The organism is Rhodopirellula halodulae (assembly GCF_020966775.1).
Taxonomy (GTDB): domain Bacteria; phylum Planctomycetota; class Planctomycetia; order Pirellulales; family Pirellulaceae; genus Rhodopirellula; species Rhodopirellula halodulae.
The window spans coordinates 2,462,114-2,478,543 of the sequence record NZ_JAJKFV010000029.1; the positions used below are offsets into that span (position 1 = coordinate 2,462,114).

Consider the following 16,430-nt stretch of genomic DNA (forward strand, 5'->3'; position numbering starts at 1 on the left):
TTCGATGCATCACTTGATGCGTTGCATGCGATCCAAGTTAGGCCAAAACGGAAGGGGTTTTTTCCATGGGTGCGGCCAGAAGACCAGCAAGGCTTTGCCGACCAACAGATCGCGAGGCACGTACGAAACATCCGCGAATTTGTAGGCGTCTTCATCGGGGCTTTGATACATCCCCAATCGAGTTTTGTTTCCTGCCCAACAGCGAGCGTCGAGGCTCTCGGGGCTATTGTCGCCCATCGGGAAGAACTGGTCTTCATCCATTCGGAAGGAAACGGTGCGGCGAGCTTCCCAGCCGGGGAACTCGGACCAAATGGTTGGTTCGCCCATCAAAATTTGAATGTCGCGAACGATTTCGTCGGCTTGTGAGCCGGCACCGACAAAGCGTCGGAGTCGCCCCATGTCGTAGTCCAACATGCCATCGTTGCTGTTGTTGACCGCGATGTAGTACTTGTCGCGTTGGATCAGCATTTGATGCAGTTCAGCGGAGCCACCTGATACACCGATCGCAACCGGAGCAGCGTCCAACGGATTTCCCGCCCCATCGTATTGCGGTTGATTCTGATCGGGAGGAACGATCGCGGCGAAGTCGAATGTGGTCGGCGTTTCGAACGTGATCACTTCGTCATCGACCCACAGCGTCAGTTGGTTGTCCGCGTTGCTGAAGCGAATCGCGTGACGTTGTCCGGCGCGGATTGACGTCTGTGCCGTTGGACTGAGATTGTCGTTGCCATCGAACTTAAACGACTGGGGTTCTGCGGATGACCGGCCCATTTCCAACGACAGCGTGGCATTGCCCGTTTGCAGATCGATGTGGCAAAGATGGCGGACGCCAGCCTCGACAATTTCCAAGTGAAGTTGTTTTGCGTCGCCGGAGGTCTCGATGTCTTGGGTGACGATTAAATCGCCGACCCAGTGGATTCCTTCCGAGCCATGATTGGAACCGCCGTAAACGACCGTGCCTCGAAACTGTGCCAAGTCGCCGCCGGATTCGTAATTGCTTTTGAAGACACCGGCCGTTCGGCTCTGACCCAGCAAGCGTTTGAAGAGCGACGCACCCGGAGCTGGTTTCAGGTCGTAGACTCGGTCCGAGTCCACATGCAGGTAAGCGTCGTAGGCATAGAAGTCGGTGATCAATCGACCGCTTTGAGGATCGATGTCTGCCAGGGAACCTCCCGCGATGGCATCTCGCCATTGAGATTCGGTTGGGAAACGGTGGTAGTAACGGAGCCATTGAGTTTGGTCGCCCTCGGCTTGCACGGTGGCAGTCAACCCATCGGGCGACGCGGTGACTTTCCATGAGTTCTCGGGGGCGGTCGATTGACCGGGTTGCCAGGGCTGCAATCGAGACGGGTAGTTCGCATCGAGCAACGCTTTGGCTTGATGGTTGCTGTCATAAACCAAGTGGCTCATGGCGAGCAATTTTTCAGGTGGCTTGCGTTGGATTTGTCCAATGTTTTCGATGCGGTCGAAATCGCTGCCGTCGATGTCACCGGGCTGGTCGGCTTTTGCGGCTTCTGAATTCGGACGGGCGTAGATGTCACCGTGGCGGATCGAAACCGTTTCACCGGGCAGACCGACCAATCGTTTGATGTAGTTCTGTTTTGGGTTCACGGGGACTTTGAAAACGATCACGTCCCAGCGTTGAGGTTCTTTCAGTGTGTAGGCGAACTTGCTGACCAGAATCCGGTCGCCGCTGAACGTTTGTTGATTGGGATCGTTGGCGAGGTCCAATGAATTGACGTGGCGGCAGTTCGGGCAAATGCCTCCGACGACCGCGTTCTCGAGGGCCGGGGTACGGTTTTCGAGGCTGGCGCCAATCGGAAACTGTTGGCCGCATTGGTCGCAGAAAATGTCTTTGTGGGCACCCATCAATGCGGGAGCCATGGATCCGGTGGGAATCACGAAGGCTTCTGCGATGAACGCACGGAACAGCAACGCCAAAATGAACGCGACCGCGAATGCTTCGACCGTTTCGCGGGAGCCTTGCAGGCGGAAAACGGCGGCGCGTTGCTGAGGAACAGACATGGCATCAAAAGCCGCCTGTGCTTCGGAAACCGTGTCCTCGGCGGTGGTTTTCGATTCGATCGGTTGATTCATAACGTTCGAAAAACGGGGAAATCGCTGGAAGGGAGCAGTCTAGCGAAAGTTCGGCTCGACCGGACCATCGGTTTTTTTCGGCCAAACCGGCGCAATCGGGCCAAACGCAAGGCGAGCATTCGGGGTGAATCTGGGCGCCGGGTGAGGACGATTCCTCGGATAGAGGACACTGCCACGCTCTTCCACGGACGAAGAGGAGCCTCTGTTCACCGCAAGGATGATTTCTCTCGTGAAACCCGTCGCCCCAGCCACCGAATTTCCAGCCCCCCGCTGGATCCTGCCGTTGGTTTTGGCCGCGACCGCCATGGCGTTGTTCACGGTCCAATCGCCGGAGTCCTCGATCGCGGAATCAGCAGACGTCCGGGATGCTCGACCCTTCGACGTTTCTTCTGCGGTTGAGCCCGCTGCAACTGCTGATCCGGAAATGAAATTGGTGTCGGCCAAGATCAATCGGACGGGGTCGCAGTTGAGCGATCGGTCCTCGATCCAGTGGGACGACTTGAGTGAAATTCCCGAGACGGGAATTTCGGAAGCGGACGCTCAGTTGGTTGCTTCGTCCCGGTCGGATTTATCGGGGGTATCCGGTACCCAGGTCAGCTACACCCGGTACGAGGTCATGCAGTGGGCTTATCAAAATTCGCCCGAAGCCAACATGATTGACCAAGAAATACGATCGGTTTCATGCGGTGTGGATTGCGATGATGAAGACGCAATGTGCCAATTGCGGTTGATAACATCTGTTCTGGCAGAAATCGCTCTGGGACGTCGAGCCGATGATGCGGCCGAAGCAGCCAAGGCTTACGACCGACTGATCGCCGCGCAAGACGGAATTGAAATCGCCGGCGAGGGTTTGCGTGTTCAGGACCGATTGATTGATTTGGCGAACGAAGCGGACCGATTGGGCGTTCCCGATGGAGACGTGTTGCAATTGCAGCAGGCCAAATTGGTTTGGCAAGACATGCAGTTGCAACAGAACTTTGCCACCCGAAAGCTGCGACAAGAGCTCGCTCGTCGAACCGGGCGACCGGAAGCTGAGGTGGCGATCGCGTTGATTCACGAGCCGCTGCAAACGTTGGAATCGATCGGATCGGTTGATACGGGGCTCAGCGTCGCGACCGCTTTGGAAAACCGCAACGATTTGAAAGCGGTCAAAAAGCTGTGCGCTGGAATGCGAACTTGCAACGTGTCATCGGCACGTCAGCTGATGGGTGCCATCAATCCGGGCGTCGGTTTGGCAATCGCCTCCGCGGGAGCCAAAGGATTGCTTTCTTGCCTGCATCCTGACACCAGCGGTCGCGATTTGAATTGCCGACGTCAGCAATGTTCGCTGCTTCGCGAATCACTTTCGGGCGTTGTTCGCAACGAAACGCTGCAGGCCGTCCTCGACGTTCGGTTGGCTCAATCGCGTTTGGAGTTGATCGATCAGCAATTGCTGTGGGCTCAAGAACGTTTGCAAGAAAAGCAAGCGGCGATCGATCTGGATCAGCAACCTGTGGGCTCGGACGATCTGATTCGATTGGAAATTCAGCGTGTTCGCGGAGATCAGTTGGCTCGCCGATTGGATTTATCGCTTGCCATCACGGAATGGAAACGCGTGCAAGGAATCGTGCAGCAATCAAGACGAAGCGGCGTGCTACGATAGCGGCTGGTCATTATCCAATGCGATTGCCGGAACCACCCGCATGTTCCGGATCATTGCACCGCTTCAATAGGACGTTTCCATGCTTCCGGCTGCCCCGTTGTCGAGAACGCCGCTCTTTCGCGAATCATCTGGGTTCGCCATTCGTTTGCTGGCGAGTCTCGGATTGCTTCTTGGGACTGTGATCGCGGGCCCTTTGAACAGGGCAGATGCTTCGCCCGGGGATCCCGCTCTGGTTCAGATTTGGCCGAACAAGGTGGTTTCGATCGAAACACACTGGGGATTTCGCGTTGCGATCACGCATGGGACGAAACCGACGGAGAATCTGGGCAATTGCGATCTAACGGTCGATTTGGGCCGGGCGGAACAAGTTTGGCTGCAACGTTTGCCGAATGAAGATGCTGTCCGAGCAATCAGGCAGCCAAGCGACCTTGCACTTTCGAAATCAGATCCGAATTTGGTCGAGGTAACCGTCGAGTCAAACCGCATGGCGGTGATTCAGGTGGATGGCATGCGGATCGTGGTGGCCGCCGACGAATTAAACGCGAGCGAACTAGAGCAATTCGGGCAGATTGATCTGTTGGTAGGCGACCCGTCGGGGATTGCTGGTGTGTCGGATCCGTCTTCGGATAGCTTTGTGATCCGCAATTGGATACCGTTGGATCAAACCAAGGCGGACGACATCGGAACCGATGCGGCGAACCAATGGGAAACAAGAACTCGATCGCACAATGCGGTGGCGGTATCGGCAAAGACACCAAAGTTGGAGAAGCAGCCTCCCGTTCGTTGGCTGATGGCGACGGAAGTTTGGACCATGCCCGATGAGATGGACGAGCTGTTTGTCGCGATGGAACGTTCTTGCCGTGAGTCTCAGACGATTTTCGCCGATTTGTCGGTGGCTCAGATGAATTTCCGTCCGGCCAACGGAACGCACACGCCGCGTTGGAATGTGGAACACATGATGGGGCGTCAGCTGTTGTTCTTCTCTCAGATTTACAACGCGATTGATCCGTCGATTCCGGTGATGGATCTGAACCCCGCGCAGATGCCACCGGATTATGAATTCGCTCACGCGGATTGGACGGGAGCGGAAGAGGCTCGGCAGATGCAACGCGTCAGCAAGTTCACGCGGCGTTTTGCCTACTTGTTGGATGGTTACGCTGTCGACGAGAAGGCACCAGCCAGTCGCTGGCCAACATTGGCAGCGCTGCTGAAGCAGATGGAACGTCACTACGGCGAGCACACCGCGAATACTCAAAAGAAGTTTGAGTTACCCGGTTGGCCCAGCGAATGATTCGGCTGCACGCGTGGATGTTCGCGTAGGCTGGTCACGCTGAATGATCGCGGATTCGAAGCTTGTCGTGAGCAAATGCGGGCAGGCTGAGTGCGTTTGCATGGCATGTATCGCCCAGTCCCATCCGAGTAGGGGTGGATTCGAATGTTCGGCGTGGGGCGGCGATGTGGTGTGATTCCCTGCGACACGGTGTCCAAATGTGCGGCACGCAGCGCGTTGCAATCGTTAGGACCGGTGCAACCCGGCATCTTGCCTCAGCGTTAAGGTTGGGGCAAACGATCTTTTTTGACACCTTCGTTTTCTGTCGTAGTGTTCGGTAGTGAGAAAGTGAGTTGCGGTTTCACGCGGCTCACTGCCCTGCTGAACGGTCGAAGGTGTGTTGCCTTTTTCAGCTTGGTGGGGTCAGCCGAAGTTCCCTGACAAAGGCAAACCGTTCGAGAGGACGGCACGCAAAACCACGGGTCCGTGAGTCGGCCGAGCGTCTTTGATGTCGCTGGGCTTGGCTTCAGGAAAGCCGGGTTGCCGTGGAAAGAACACGTGATGTTTCTTCGGAACATCCGAGTTTGAACCGAGGCTTGTCAGTTTGATTTCCAACGACGAAGGCTGTTGTCACGTGGTCGATTCACATCGAGTCGGCTGACACATTGTCGCCGGGTTAACGAGACATCTTCGTGGCCCCCGTTTTTGTCTGGAGTTAGACATGAAGAAATTTGCTGAAAACGTTGTTGCTTTCTTGAAAGAAGAAGACGGACCAACTGCAGTTGAATACGCCGTCTTGTTGGCTTTGATCATCGTCGTTTGCATCGGTGCTGTTACCACGATCGGTAACAACGCCAATGACAAGTTCGGCGAAGCCGGTGCAGCGATCGCCGCTAACTGATCGCTTGCATGGCGGGCTCGTCCCGTCAATTTGGCGACATCCCGAATGGCGGTGGAAGCGATTCCACCGTCCTTCGGAATCGCCGCAGGGGGAGCCCTTTTGCTGTGAACTCAGTGGCGTGAGTTGCCATCGGATGCGCCGAACCGTGTCCTGGCACCCGATCGTTTCACGCTTGGTTCATGGTCCAACCTCAATCCAAATCACCTTCTAGCTTGCCCCCGGGCATTGAGCGAATGAACTATCCACTGATACCTGCCGACGCAGCCGCCCACGTATGGCAACTTGCCTGCTGTGGCGTGACTTTGTTGTTCGCCATGTTGAGCTGGCTCATCGGTCCTCGTTGAGACGTTCACCGCCACCAAAAAAACATTCCAATTTGAAACCACCAACGGCGACTCGTTGCACGGACGAATCGACCGAAGAAACACGGGGATATCACCATGGAAACGCTCCTAAATGCCATCACTGAGAACTGGACCATTTGGTTCGTGACGGTGGTCTTGATCGTTGCCGCCGTCATCGACGGTATGATTTTGAAAGTGCCGAACTGGCTGACCTTCCCGTTCATCATTTGCGGTTGGGCTCACTGCTTCATCCAAGGCGGATTGCCAGGATTGGGCTACAGCCTGCTGGGGACTTTCGGCGGCATGATGATGCTGTTGCCACTTCGCAACGTCGGCGGCATGGGTGCCGGTGACGTGAAACTGTTGGCTGGCATCGGTGCATGGTGTGGATTCATGATCACCTTGAAGGCCTTCGCCGCGACGGCAGTGGTTGGTGGAATCATGGCACTGTTCATGATCTGGAAGAGCGGAGCTTGGGAAAAGCACTACGCTCAGTTCTGGACCATCATGGAAGAGTGGCGAACGGTTCGTAAGCCAGAACGATTGGCTGCAATCGCTCGAGAGCGAAAGCCAACCATGTATCTGCTGCCTTATGGCATCCCGATGGCGATCGGAACGATCATCTACTTCGCCGCCACGGGTCAGCTTGTTTGATTCAATTTGAACGGCGAGGGCCGCATGGTTACCCCATGCGGCCTGTCGTCATTTGTGCCCCAAATCATGGGGCTTCTCCCACAATGCGTTGGATTTCAGGTGCTAATTGGTCGCGTGTTAATCTGTGACGATTACGCGAAGACGCCCGGTTGCCCCAAGTGTGTTTACCTCGTGAAGACACACACCCGATACCGTGAGTGACGCTTCCATTGCGGGCGATCGAACCCACGATCGAATTCGACGCGAGCAGTCTGTCAACACTGGTCACCTAAACGATTGCCATGCGAAATAAATCAGTCTTCCTCATCCTGGCGTGCGTTTGCGGCACCATTGCCGCAATCGGCATGAGCCAATGGATGCAAGCTCAGTCGACCGGCGGCAACACCGTTGAAATGGTCGAGATCTTTGTGACCTCCAAAACCATCGACATCGCCGAAGAAATCACGGCTGACAAGATTCGTTTGGAGCAATGGCCCGCTGATCGAGTGCCACAAGGCGCCAGCGGAAAGCTCGAGGACGTCGAAGGAAAATTCGCTCGCCAGCGTTTTTATGAAGGCGAGCCTGTGATGCCGGTGAAGTTGATGGCGGACGCTAATGGTTCCTCGCAAACGATTCCCGTCGGTTACAGCGTCGTATCGATGCGAGCCGATCCGGAAAGTAGCGTGGCGACTTTGGTTCGCCCCGGCGACCGCGTCGATGTGATGGCATATTTCGTCAAAAGCGATCTGATTCCCGAGACCACCGCCAAGTCGGTTTTGACTGGCGTGCGAGTCTTCGCTGTGGACGGACGCACCGAACGTGAAGTGGACCCCGAAGTGGAAGCAAAGCCAGCGAAATCTATCTCGCTGTTGATCCATAAGAAAGACACACCCGCTTGGACCTACGCCAGTGAACTTGGCAAGATCCGCCTGACCCTGGGGAACCCAAGCGACACTCGCGAAAGCGAAGGCGGCAACACCGAAGGCGAAGACTTCCTGAAGTGGTTGTCGGATTATCAAATCGCACAAGCAGAACGTGAAGAATCTGACCGTGAAGAGACGCCTGTTTCGACACCTTCCATCCAAGCCCCTAAGAAGGAAAAGAAGAAGGGCTTCAAGATGCTGAAGATGTCCGGTGGCGTGCTGACGGAATACTGGATCGAAGAGGGATCCAGCGTGCCGAAGGTGCTCAATGAATCCGGTCGAGAAAACATTCAAGAAGACACGAAGGATCTCAGTACTCGTCCGGGGGCGGATTATCCCCTCCCTAGCGAGAACGAACTGGATGAACCGAGTGCACCGACCGATTACAGCTATCTGAATGGATCGCAAAGCCCGTTTTACAACAGCGGCCCATCGCGAGGATCAGAAGCGTTCGGTTCGCAAGACAAAGAATACGGTCCAACCAGCCGCTGATTGATTTCAGCGAACACAAGACGGAAGCCAAGGCAAGCTCGCTGAGTCCAGCGAGTCGCCGCCCACGACCAACGCGTTTGTAACGGAAAGCGTTGGTCGTCGAAGTCGCGAGCGTTCATGGATGAATGCTCGTTGAGAAGATTGAATAACTCGACCCGCCCCGGCAAGGATGCCTCCGATGCGAGTGTGCACTTTTCGAAACTGTTGTGATTCAACGCTGACTCGTTGGATCGCAGCCGCCTTGATGCTGGTGACCGCCAGCGCGACTGGGACGGTCTCAGCTCAGTCCGCATCGACTTTGACATCCGCCGCTGGCGACCACAAAATCAGCCAGACCGTCGAAAGGATGGACCTGATTGTCAAAAGTAGTCGCATCCTGTCGTTGAACGAACGCATTCCGCGATTCCAGGTTCACAACGAAGAGGTGTTGGGCGCGACACCCGTTTCTGAAAACCAAATTCAAGTCTTCGGGAAAACGCCGGGCACCACGCAGATCAATTTGTGGGACACGGAAGACAAGCTTTACACCATCGACGTCACCGTTGTCGCGGATGCTCGCGAGGTCGAAGGCATCTTGAACTCGCAGTTGCCTTTGGCATCGTTGCGAGTCACGCCGATCGGTGAATCCGCCATCATCTCGGGTTACGTGACCAGCGTCGACGACGTGGATCGTGCCGTGGCGATCACGGAGCAGTTCTACACCACCGTGATCAACAACATCGAAGTGGTGGGTGTTCAACAAGTCTTGTTGCATACCAAGATCATGGAAGTCAGCCGGACGAAGCTTCGTCAACTCGGCGTCGACTTGGCAGTACTCGATGACAACTTCACTTTGCTCAACGGACCCAGCGGCGTGCTGAACGTCGACGCATTGGGAGCATTCCCTGACGACGGTGCGATCCTGGGACCTGTCGGGCCGCTGTCCAACAGCAACGCCATCACTCGGATGAACGTCAGCAATAATTTCGAAGCGTTGTTGTCAGCGTTGGAAGAACAAAAGCTGGTCAAGCTACTGGCCGAGCCGACCGTGGTTGCAACGCACGGTCGTCCCGCACGATTCACCGTCGGCGGTCGAATCCCGACCATCGTGCCCGGTCAAAACGGGCAGGTACAGATCACTTACGAAGATTACGGTACCAGCATCGACTTCCTGCCTTTCGTGGTTGGACCCGGACGGATTCGTTTGGAAGTTCGTCCAGAGGTCAGCGAACCGGATGCTTCGCGTGCGGTCACAATCGATGGTACCAATGTGACCGCGTTCACGACTCGCTATGTCGAAACCGCCGTTGAGATGCAGGCGGGGCAGACGTTCGCTTTGCCGGTTTGTTGCAAAGCCGCACGGAAGCCACCACCACGCGAACTCCGTTCTTCGGAAGCTTGCCTTACGTCGGTGCGTTGTTCCGCCAGATGCAAGAGCGTCGCAACGAAATTGAATTGCTGATCATGGTCACACCTGAGTTGGTCGAAGCCATGGACCCGCACGAGGTGCCTCGCGGTGGCCCAGGTCTGAACTCGCATTCACCTGACGACAAAGAGTTCTACGCATTCGGTCATATCGAAGTGCCAAACTTGAAAGCCAACGATTGCTACAACGAAAACGCTCAGCCTGGCATCAACGGCATGATCCAAGGCAGCCCGATCGAGTCGGGGCCAATGATTCACAACCCGCCGGGGTACAACGCACCGATGCAAATGGTTCCTGGGCAAGCCTACCCACAAGGTGAGATCGTTGATCCAACTTTGCCAAGTCCTCAAGCATCACTGCGGACACCCAATCGGACCCAGGCCAACGTGGCTGGTTACTACCAACCGCAACCGAACCGGCAACAACCGGTGAGCCAACGAGCCAACAACCGGTACGAAGCCGGCGTCTTGTTGCCAGCCGATGCGATCGTTCCCAGTGCGGAGCCCAAGAAGGTCGCCGACGGAGTGATCGTGAGCCAGCCTGAATACCGATGACAAACCAAGCGGCTTGATCGGTTCGTTGAGCCTATCAAGTCGCATTGAAATTGCCCCACATGTGGCCCGGGATTCGTCCCGGGCTGTCCCCATGATTCTTCCCACCATTCGAAGCTGTCAGTTATGAGTAACGTCCTACGATTGGCTTTGGTCGATCCAAACGACTCGTCCCGCGAAACCTTGAAAGCGATGCTTTTGGGCATGGACACCGTTTGGTTGGAGGCGGACTGCTCTCGCTATGAGTTCTTCCCGGACATCGTGGAGCAAACGACGCCGGACGTGGGTGTGATCTCGTTGGACACGGATTCGACCGCGGCGATTCGACTGATTGAACGGATCACACACGAAAATCCCAACACCGCTTTGCTGGCAACCAGCGCCGTTAGTGACGGGCAGTTGATCCTTCAGGCGATTCGCGCGGGGGCACGCGAATTCTTGACGTTGCCATTGGTGGAAGACGAATTGTCGGCAGCTTTGGGACGTATTGGGCAAGCGAAGTTCGGTGGGGGCGACGCTCGCAATCGCTCGTGTGAGGTGATTGCGATCGCTGGAGCCACCGGGGGCGTGGGGACAACCAGCACCGCTGTGAACTTGGGATGTGTTCTCGCGGAAGAGAGTCGCAACAGCGTTGCTTTGCTCGATTTGGATTTGGCGCTCGGCGATGCCGATGTGTTCTTGGATGCAATTCCGGACTACACGCTGGCCGATGTGGTGCAAAACATCGGTCGTCTGGATATTCAGTTGCTGAAAAAGTCACTGACCAAGCATTCCAGCGGTCTGTACTTGCTGCCTCGCCCGGTAGAACTGCATGACTTGGAAGCGATCGACGCGGAAAGTCTGAGGAAAGTGATCGGTCTGTTGAAGGCATCGTTCTCGCACCTCATCGTCGACCTTTCAAAGACCTACAACGCGCTGGACATGATCGCGATCGAAGCAGCATCAAAAGTTCTGCTCGTCACGCAATTGGATTTGCCTTGTTTGCGAAACGTCGTTCGATTGATGATGAGTTTCGAAGAGACGGAAGGGCTCGCCGATCGCGTTGAGATCATTGTGAACCGAGCCGGATTGGACGCCGGTCAAATCAGTCTGAAGAAGGCAAAAGAAACCTTGGGCCGAGAGATCTTCGCCCTGTTGCCAAACGACTATCGCACGATGGTCGAGGTGCGAAACAACGGGGTGCCTTTGATCACGCAAGCTCCCAAAGCGGCTCTCACCCAAGCTTTCCGCGACGTGGCTCATCGCTTGGGCAACCCGTCTCCCACTGAATCAGAAGAGGGCGAGTCCAGCGAAGGTCATGGCGGAGCCGAAAGCCGTTGGAAACGCTTTTGGCCGGGCGCGGCAAAGGCTTGATCGAAGGTCCTGTCGAGGGTTTGATGTCCGACAGCATCACGTAAACGGGTTGTCGGGCATCGAGCGGACTGGTATTTCACGGGCAAACGAATCGTTTCCCGTGTTCGCGAGCCAGTCCGTTGAGCGACAAATCATCCGCCGAGTCTCCTTCTTTTGAGACGCCTGACTCAGCCGACCGGTCCAACGCGTCTGGTAGTGACAACGCCGCGAGTTGGAAATGGTGTTTCGCGGCATCCACGTTGGCGGCTGGTGTTCTGTGGGCTTCTGGTCCACCGCTGGCGATCGGACCGCTCGTTTTTGTCGCCATCGTTCCGCTGCTCGCCATCGCGGAAACGCCCGACGCGACGCCTTGGAAACGCAGTGTCTATCTGGCTTTCTTGGGCTATTGGTTGTTGAGTTTGCAGGGGCTGCGTCACGCGCATCCGCTGATGTTTTTGCCATGGTTGGCGTTGTCCGCTTACCTTGCCATCTATCCGGTGCTCTTCATCGGGTTGATTCGAAAGTGGCAACGCGTCGCATCGAATCGTGAGGGCTGGCGCAGCAAAATTCCGATCGGCATGATCGCGGCGGTGTATTGGGTCGGCCTGGAATGGATTCGCAACTATCTGTTCACCGGAATCTCTGTGTTGATGTTGGGGCACGCGTTGGCGGACATGCCGATGCTAATTCAGATCGCTGATTTAGGAGGGACTTATGCGGTGAGCTTTGTCATCGTGACCGTCAACGTCGCGATGTATGAAGCCGCGAAACGTTGGATCGTGCAAACGATTTTGCAACGCGGTGCACCAACCGGAGAGGCACGCAGGGATGCTTGGGGATCGATTGTCGTGGCGGCGACGTTGTTGCTGGCAACTTGCGTCTACGGATTGAGCGCTTTGCAGCATGAAGTCCAGCCTGGCGAAGTCACGGTTGCCTTGCTCGGACGCAACGAACCAACGATTTACGAACAGGACATCCAGCGCGAGCAGGCAATCTTCAGCGAGTACGCGAAAGCGAGCGTGGATGCGGTTGCGAATTCGAAGACAACGATTGACGCTGTGGTTTGGCCCGAGTCGATGTTCTCCGGCGGCATGCCTTGGATGACCACGGGACCGAATTTGGTCGTTCCCGATTTCATGCAGAGTCCTGGAATGTCACCGCTGCCTCCCGAGCAACTCGAATTCGCAGTCCAAAACAGCCAACAACAATTTCGCGAACGGGCCGTCATCATTCAAAAAGCGATGGTGTCGGACGAAGCGTTGCAGAACACAATGCCGGCGATCATCGGTGGTTGCGGATTGGTGCGATACGCGGAAAAGCCCAGCCAATTCAGCGGAGTGATCTGGGTGGATGCTTCCGGGGAAGTCGCGGGGACCTATGCCAAGAATCACTTGGTGCTGTTCGGCGAGACGATTCCGCTGGTGAAGAGTCTGCCTTGGATCAAAGACATGGTGCCGCCAGGACTCGGTTTGGATCGAGGCGATACGGGAGAGCGGTTTGATTTGCCCGGTTTGTCGCTGCTGCCGAATCTCTGCATCGAAACGGCTGTGGAGCGGGTTCCGATTCGGCACATGCACCAATTGATGTCGGACCAGGTACGAGCCGACGGCGCGGTGAACAAGTCTGCCACCGACCTTTTACCGAACGCGATTGTCACGTTGACCAACGATGTTTGGTTTCGAAACTCCGCGGTCGTGGATCATCACCTGCGTTGTGCCCAACTGGTGGCTGTTGGTTGTCGTCGTCCAATTTTGTCCGCCGCCAATGGCGGACCGACGGCGTGGGTGGATTCGTTCGGGCGTGTGGTTGAACGTTTGCCCAAAGGCGAAGACGGTGTCATCTACGCACAGCCAGATCTCGACAGTCGAGTCAGTGTCTACGTTCGTTGGCAAGATTGGCCGGCAACGATCCTTGGTTTGATTGCCGGTTGGGGATGGATTGCCATGTGGTGGGCGTGGTGGCGCGGACGTGGCCACCATGATCCCGCACCCGAGTGATACGGGATTCGTTCGGCTTAACACAACGACCGACGATGGCCAGCTTCACCGTGAGTTGTTCAGTGACTGTTGGCTTGGCTGTGTCGCCGATGGTTGCTTGCTCTCAATAAGCTTTCGCAAACACGGCTCGTTTCGCCGCGGGCTTTCCGGTCAGGAAACAACTTCCCTCGGTGTCGTTGTCTGATTGAGGAACACAACGAATCGTGACCTTCAATTCCTTCAGCAATGGCTGCAAGGAATCTTCGTCGGCGAAATGGCACCATGCGAATCCACCTGCGATCGCATCGTCGTCTTTGGACGAAAAGAAGTCACGAAACTCGGCTTCGGTCTTCAGCTCGACGGTGTTGTCTTCGCGAAGCTTCAACGCGGCGTCGTAGAGTTCTTGCTGCAACGTGGCCAGTTTCTCGCCGATGGTGGCGACCAATTCGGTTCGCTCAATACCGACGCTCTTGGGTTGATTTCGAATACCGCAGAAGACGGTGCCCGCGGCAATGTCTTTCGGACCGACTTCCAGGCGAATGGGCACACCACGTTTGATGTGGAACCATTTTTTCTCGCCTCCGCGAATGTCTCGATCGTCGATGGAGACTCGAACGGGCGCGCCGGCGTAGGTTTGTGCGGCCAATTCGTCGCGCAGTGATTCGACATATGCCAACACTTCGGCGCGCGAATCGTCTTTGTAGATCGGTTGGATCACAACGTGCGTGGGGGCCAAGCGAGGTGGCAACACCAGACCGTCGTCGTCGCTGTGCGTCATGATCAACGCGCCCACCAATCGGGTGCTGACGCCCCACGAGGTGGTCCATGCGTACTCGATATCGCCCGTCTCGCTTTGGAATTTAATTTCCTGGGCACGCGAGAAGTTTTGGCCGAGGAAGTGGCTAGTTCCGGCCTGCAATGCCTTGCGGTCTTGCATCATGGCTTCGATCGACAGGGTTTCGACCGCGCCGGGGAAACGCTCCAACGGAGTTTTGCTGCCGACGATGACCGGCATCGCCATCCAGTTTTCCGCGAAGTCGCGATAGACCTCGACCATCTTTTCGGTTTCTTCGATGGCTTCGGCTTCCGTCGCGTGAACCGTGTGACCTTCTTGCCACAAGAATTCAGCCGTTCGCAGGAACATTCGCGTCCGCATTTCCCAGCGGACCACGTTGGCCCACTGATTGACCAGAATCGGCAAATCGCGGTGGCTTTGCACCCATTTCGCGTAGGTTGCGCCGATGATGGTTTCGCTGGTCGGACGAACTATCAGCGGTTCTTCCAGCTTGCCGGCGGGACGCAATCCGCCATCGGGATCCGGTTCCAAACGGTGATGCGTGACCACCGCACATTCTTTCGCGAAACCTTCGACGTGCTCAGCTTCCTTTTCCAAGAAGCTCATCGGAATGAAGAGTGGGAAGTAAGCGTTTTGATGCCCGGTGGCTTTGAACATGTCGTCCAAAGCTCGTTGCATGTTTTCCCAAAGCTGATAGCCCCAAGGTTTGATCACCATGCAGCCGCGAACGGGAGAGCTTTCAGCGAGATCGGCCGCCCGAATGACCTGTTGGTACCATTCGGGATAATTCTCGGCGCGAGTCGGGCTGATGGCGGTCTTGGGGGCTTTGCTCATGCGTTCACCCCTGCTTTTTGATCCAATTGCTCTTGGAATCGTGAGAACAGGTAATGGCTGTCGTGAGGACCGGCGGCGGCTTCGGGGTGATACTGAACCGCAAACGCACCGGTGTCCTTGTGACGAACGCCGGCGATGGTGTCATCATTTAAATTGCGGTGGGTGACTTCCAGGCAATCCGGCAGGCCCTCGTCGTCGACTGCGAATCCGTGGTTTTGGCTGGTGATTTCGACCTTGCCGGTTTCCAAATCCAACACGGGTTGGTTGGCACCGCGGTGACCAAATTTCAGCTTGAAAGTCTTGGCACCGCAGGCGACGGACAGCAATTGATGCCCCAAGCAAATGCCAAACACGGGGACTTGTCCGAGCAATTCACCGATTGTTTTGTGGGCGTAGGTCAATGGCTCCGGATCCCCAGGGCCGTTGGACAAAAACACGCCATCGGGTTGAAGCTTGAAAATCTCTTCTGACGACGTGTTGCCGGGAACGATGGTGACTCGGTTGCCGCGTGAACGCAGGTGACGTGGGATGTTCCATTTCATGCCGAAGTCCATGCAGACCACGTGAGGTCGGCTGTCGTCGGCCAACGATGCGTCGCGAGCGGCTTCGCGGAGTTCTTCGATGGTCCAGTCATCCAGTTCGTTGGTCCATTTCTCGAGCTGCGATGGCATGACTTCTTGAACCAAGTCGCGGCCGACCAAACCGGGAGATGCCTTGGCCTTGGCGACCAGCGAATCGTCGTCCAGGTCTTGTGTTGATAGGACACCTCGCATCGCGCCTTCGCTGCGGATGCGACGCACCAAGGCTCGGGTGTCGATGCCGGCCAAGCCGATGACGCCTTGCTCTTTCAAATAATCGCTGAGCGAACCTTCCGAGCGATAGTTGCTGTGCAGACGGCTTTCGTTGCGGATGATGAATCCGGCCAGGTTCGTTCCGCGGTTTTCCAAGTCGATCGAGTTGATCCCGTAGTTGCCCATTTCTGGGTAAGTCATCGTGACCAGTTGGCCACGATAGCTGGGGTCAGTCAGGATTTCTTGGTAACCCGTCATCGACGTGTTGAAGACGACTTCGCCGGTGGTTTCACCTTCGGCTCCGAGGCTGGTGCCGGTGTAGACGGTGCCGTCTTCAAGAGCGAGTTTGGCAACTTTGGCGGATGAGCTCATCAATGCACAGAGGGGATCGCGGAATGTGGTAATCGCCGAATGAAATGAGTGCCTGCGATGCGGCACCCTGT

At 56.1% G+C, this 16,430-nt stretch carries 11 protein-coding genes, 1 pseudogene and 1 riboswitch; of the genes and pseudogenes, 9 read left to right on the forward strand and 3 right to left on the reverse strand.

The features are described from left to right. Positions 1 to 9 precede the first annotated feature (9 nt). Positions 10 to 2,097: a signal peptidase I gene (lepB, locus tag LOC70_RS21900; RefSeq protein ID WP_230256101.1), complete on the reverse strand. Its 2,088-nt coding sequence runs from the start codon at positions 2,095 to 2,097 to the stop codon at positions 10 to 12. Positions 2,098 to 2,326: 229 nt separating this feature from the next. Here lepB and LOC70_RS21905 point away from each other — a divergent pair, with 229 nt between their 5' ends. The 9 genes and pseudogenes from LOC70_RS21905 (at position 2,327) to LOC70_RS21945 (ending at position 13,587) form a co-directional block, all read left to right on the forward strand. Next, on the forward strand, positions 2,327 to 3,739 hold the full coding sequence (locus LOC70_RS21905; protein WP_230256102.1) for a hypothetical protein: 1,413 nt from the start codon (positions 2,327 to 2,329) through the stop codon (positions 3,737 to 3,739). Positions 3,740 to 3,818: 79 nt separating this feature from the next. Next, complete coding sequence (locus tag LOC70_RS21910; RefSeq protein WP_230256103.1) at positions 3,819 to 5,030, forward strand: DinB family protein; 1,212 nt, start codon at positions 3,819 to 3,821, stop codon at positions 5,028 to 5,030. Between the two features lie 414 nt (positions 5,031 to 5,444). After that, positions 5,445 to 5,557, forward strand: a riboswitch (cyclic di-GMP riboswitch). Positions 5,558 to 5,730: 173 nt separating this feature from the next. Further along, positions 5,731 to 5,910, forward strand: coding sequence for a Flp family type IVb pilin (locus tag LOC70_RS21915; RefSeq protein WP_099261212.1), 180 nt, complete (start codon positions 5,731 to 5,733; stop codon positions 5,908 to 5,910). Between the two features lie 440 nt (positions 5,911 to 6,350). Then, positions 6,351 to 6,908, forward strand: a complete 558-nt coding sequence (locus tag LOC70_RS21920) for an A24 family peptidase (protein WP_230256104.1) — start codon at positions 6,351 to 6,353, stop codon at positions 6,906 to 6,908. Between the two features lie 281 nt (positions 6,909 to 7,189). After that, entirely contained in the window at positions 7,190 to 8,302 is a 1,113-nt protein-coding gene (gene cpaB / locus LOC70_RS21925) for a Flp pilus assembly protein CpaB (protein WP_230256105.1), read from the forward strand. A gap of 346 nt (positions 8,303 to 8,648) precedes the next feature. Further along, positions 8,649 to 9,709, forward strand: a pseudogene (locus tag LOC70_RS21930) (type II and III secretion system protein family protein); the annotation flags it as partial. Beyond that, positions 9,710 to 10,261 carry a hypothetical protein gene (locus LOC70_RS21935; protein WP_230256229.1) on the forward strand — a complete coding sequence of 184 codons (552 nt, stop codon included), beginning with the start codon at positions 9,710 to 9,712 and terminating at the stop codon, positions 10,259 to 10,261. A 123-nt stretch (positions 10,262 to 10,384) separates the two neighbouring features. Further along, complete coding sequence (locus LOC70_RS21940; RefSeq protein ID WP_230256106.1) at positions 10,385 to 11,611, forward strand: AAA family ATPase; 1,227 nt, start codon at positions 10,385 to 10,387, stop codon at positions 11,609 to 11,611. Between the two features lie 119 nt (positions 11,612 to 11,730). Further along, the gene (locus tag LOC70_RS21945; protein WP_230256107.1) at positions 11,731 to 13,587 is read left to right on the forward strand and encodes an apolipoprotein N-acyltransferase; all 1,857 of its coding nucleotides are present in this window, start codon (positions 11,731 to 11,733) and stop codon (positions 13,585 to 13,587) included. Positions 13,588 to 13,690: 103 nt separating this feature from the next. Here the strand turns inward: LOC70_RS21945 and proS are convergent, their stop codons facing one another. Both proS and carA read right to left on the reverse strand, forming a co-directional pair. Then, on the reverse strand, positions 13,691 to 15,196 hold the full coding sequence (proS, locus tag LOC70_RS21950) for a proline--tRNA ligase (RefSeq protein WP_230256108.1): 1,506 nt from the start codon (positions 15,194 to 15,196) through the stop codon (positions 13,691 to 13,693). After that, a complete protein-coding gene (gene carA / locus LOC70_RS21955; RefSeq protein WP_230256109.1) occupies positions 15,193 to 16,359 on the reverse strand; it encodes a glutamine-hydrolyzing carbamoyl-phosphate synthase small subunit in 1,167 nt (388 codons plus the stop codon). Before carA ends, proS begins: the two co-directional genes overlap by 4 nt. Between the last annotated feature and the right edge of the window lie 71 nt (positions 16,360 to 16,430).

Coding starts and splice junctions, on each gene's coding strand:
- lepB (WP_230256101.1), bottom strand. CDS start 2,097: ATGAATCAACCGATCGAATCGAAAACCACCGCCGAGGACACGGTTTCC.
- LOC70_RS21910 (WP_230256103.1), top strand. CDS start 3,819: ATGCTTCCGGCTGCCCCGTTGTCGAGAACGCCGCTCTTTCGCGAATCA.
- LOC70_RS21915 (WP_099261212.1), top strand. CDS start 5,731: ATGAAGAAATTTGCTGAAAACGTTGTTGCTTTCTTGAAAGAAGAAGAC.
- LOC70_RS21920 (WP_230256104.1), top strand. CDS start 6,351: ATGGAAACGCTCCTAAATGCCATCACTGAGAACTGGACCATTTGGTTC.
- cpaB (WP_230256105.1), top strand. CDS start 7,190: ATGCGAAATAAATCAGTCTTCCTCATCCTGGCGTGCGTTTGCGGCACC.
- LOC70_RS21935 (WP_230256229.1), top strand. CDS start 9,710: ATGCAAGAGCGTCGCAACGAAATTGAATTGCTGATCATGGTCACACCT.
- LOC70_RS21940 (WP_230256106.1), top strand. CDS start 10,385: ATGAGTAACGTCCTACGATTGGCTTTGGTCGATCCAAACGACTCGTCC.
- proS (WP_230256108.1), bottom strand. CDS start 15,196: ATGAGCAAAGCCCCCAAGACCGCCATCAGCCCGACTCGCGCCGAGAAT.
- carA (WP_230256109.1), bottom strand. CDS start 16,359: ATGAGCTCATCCGCCAAAGTTGCCAAACTCGCTCTTGAAGACGGCACC.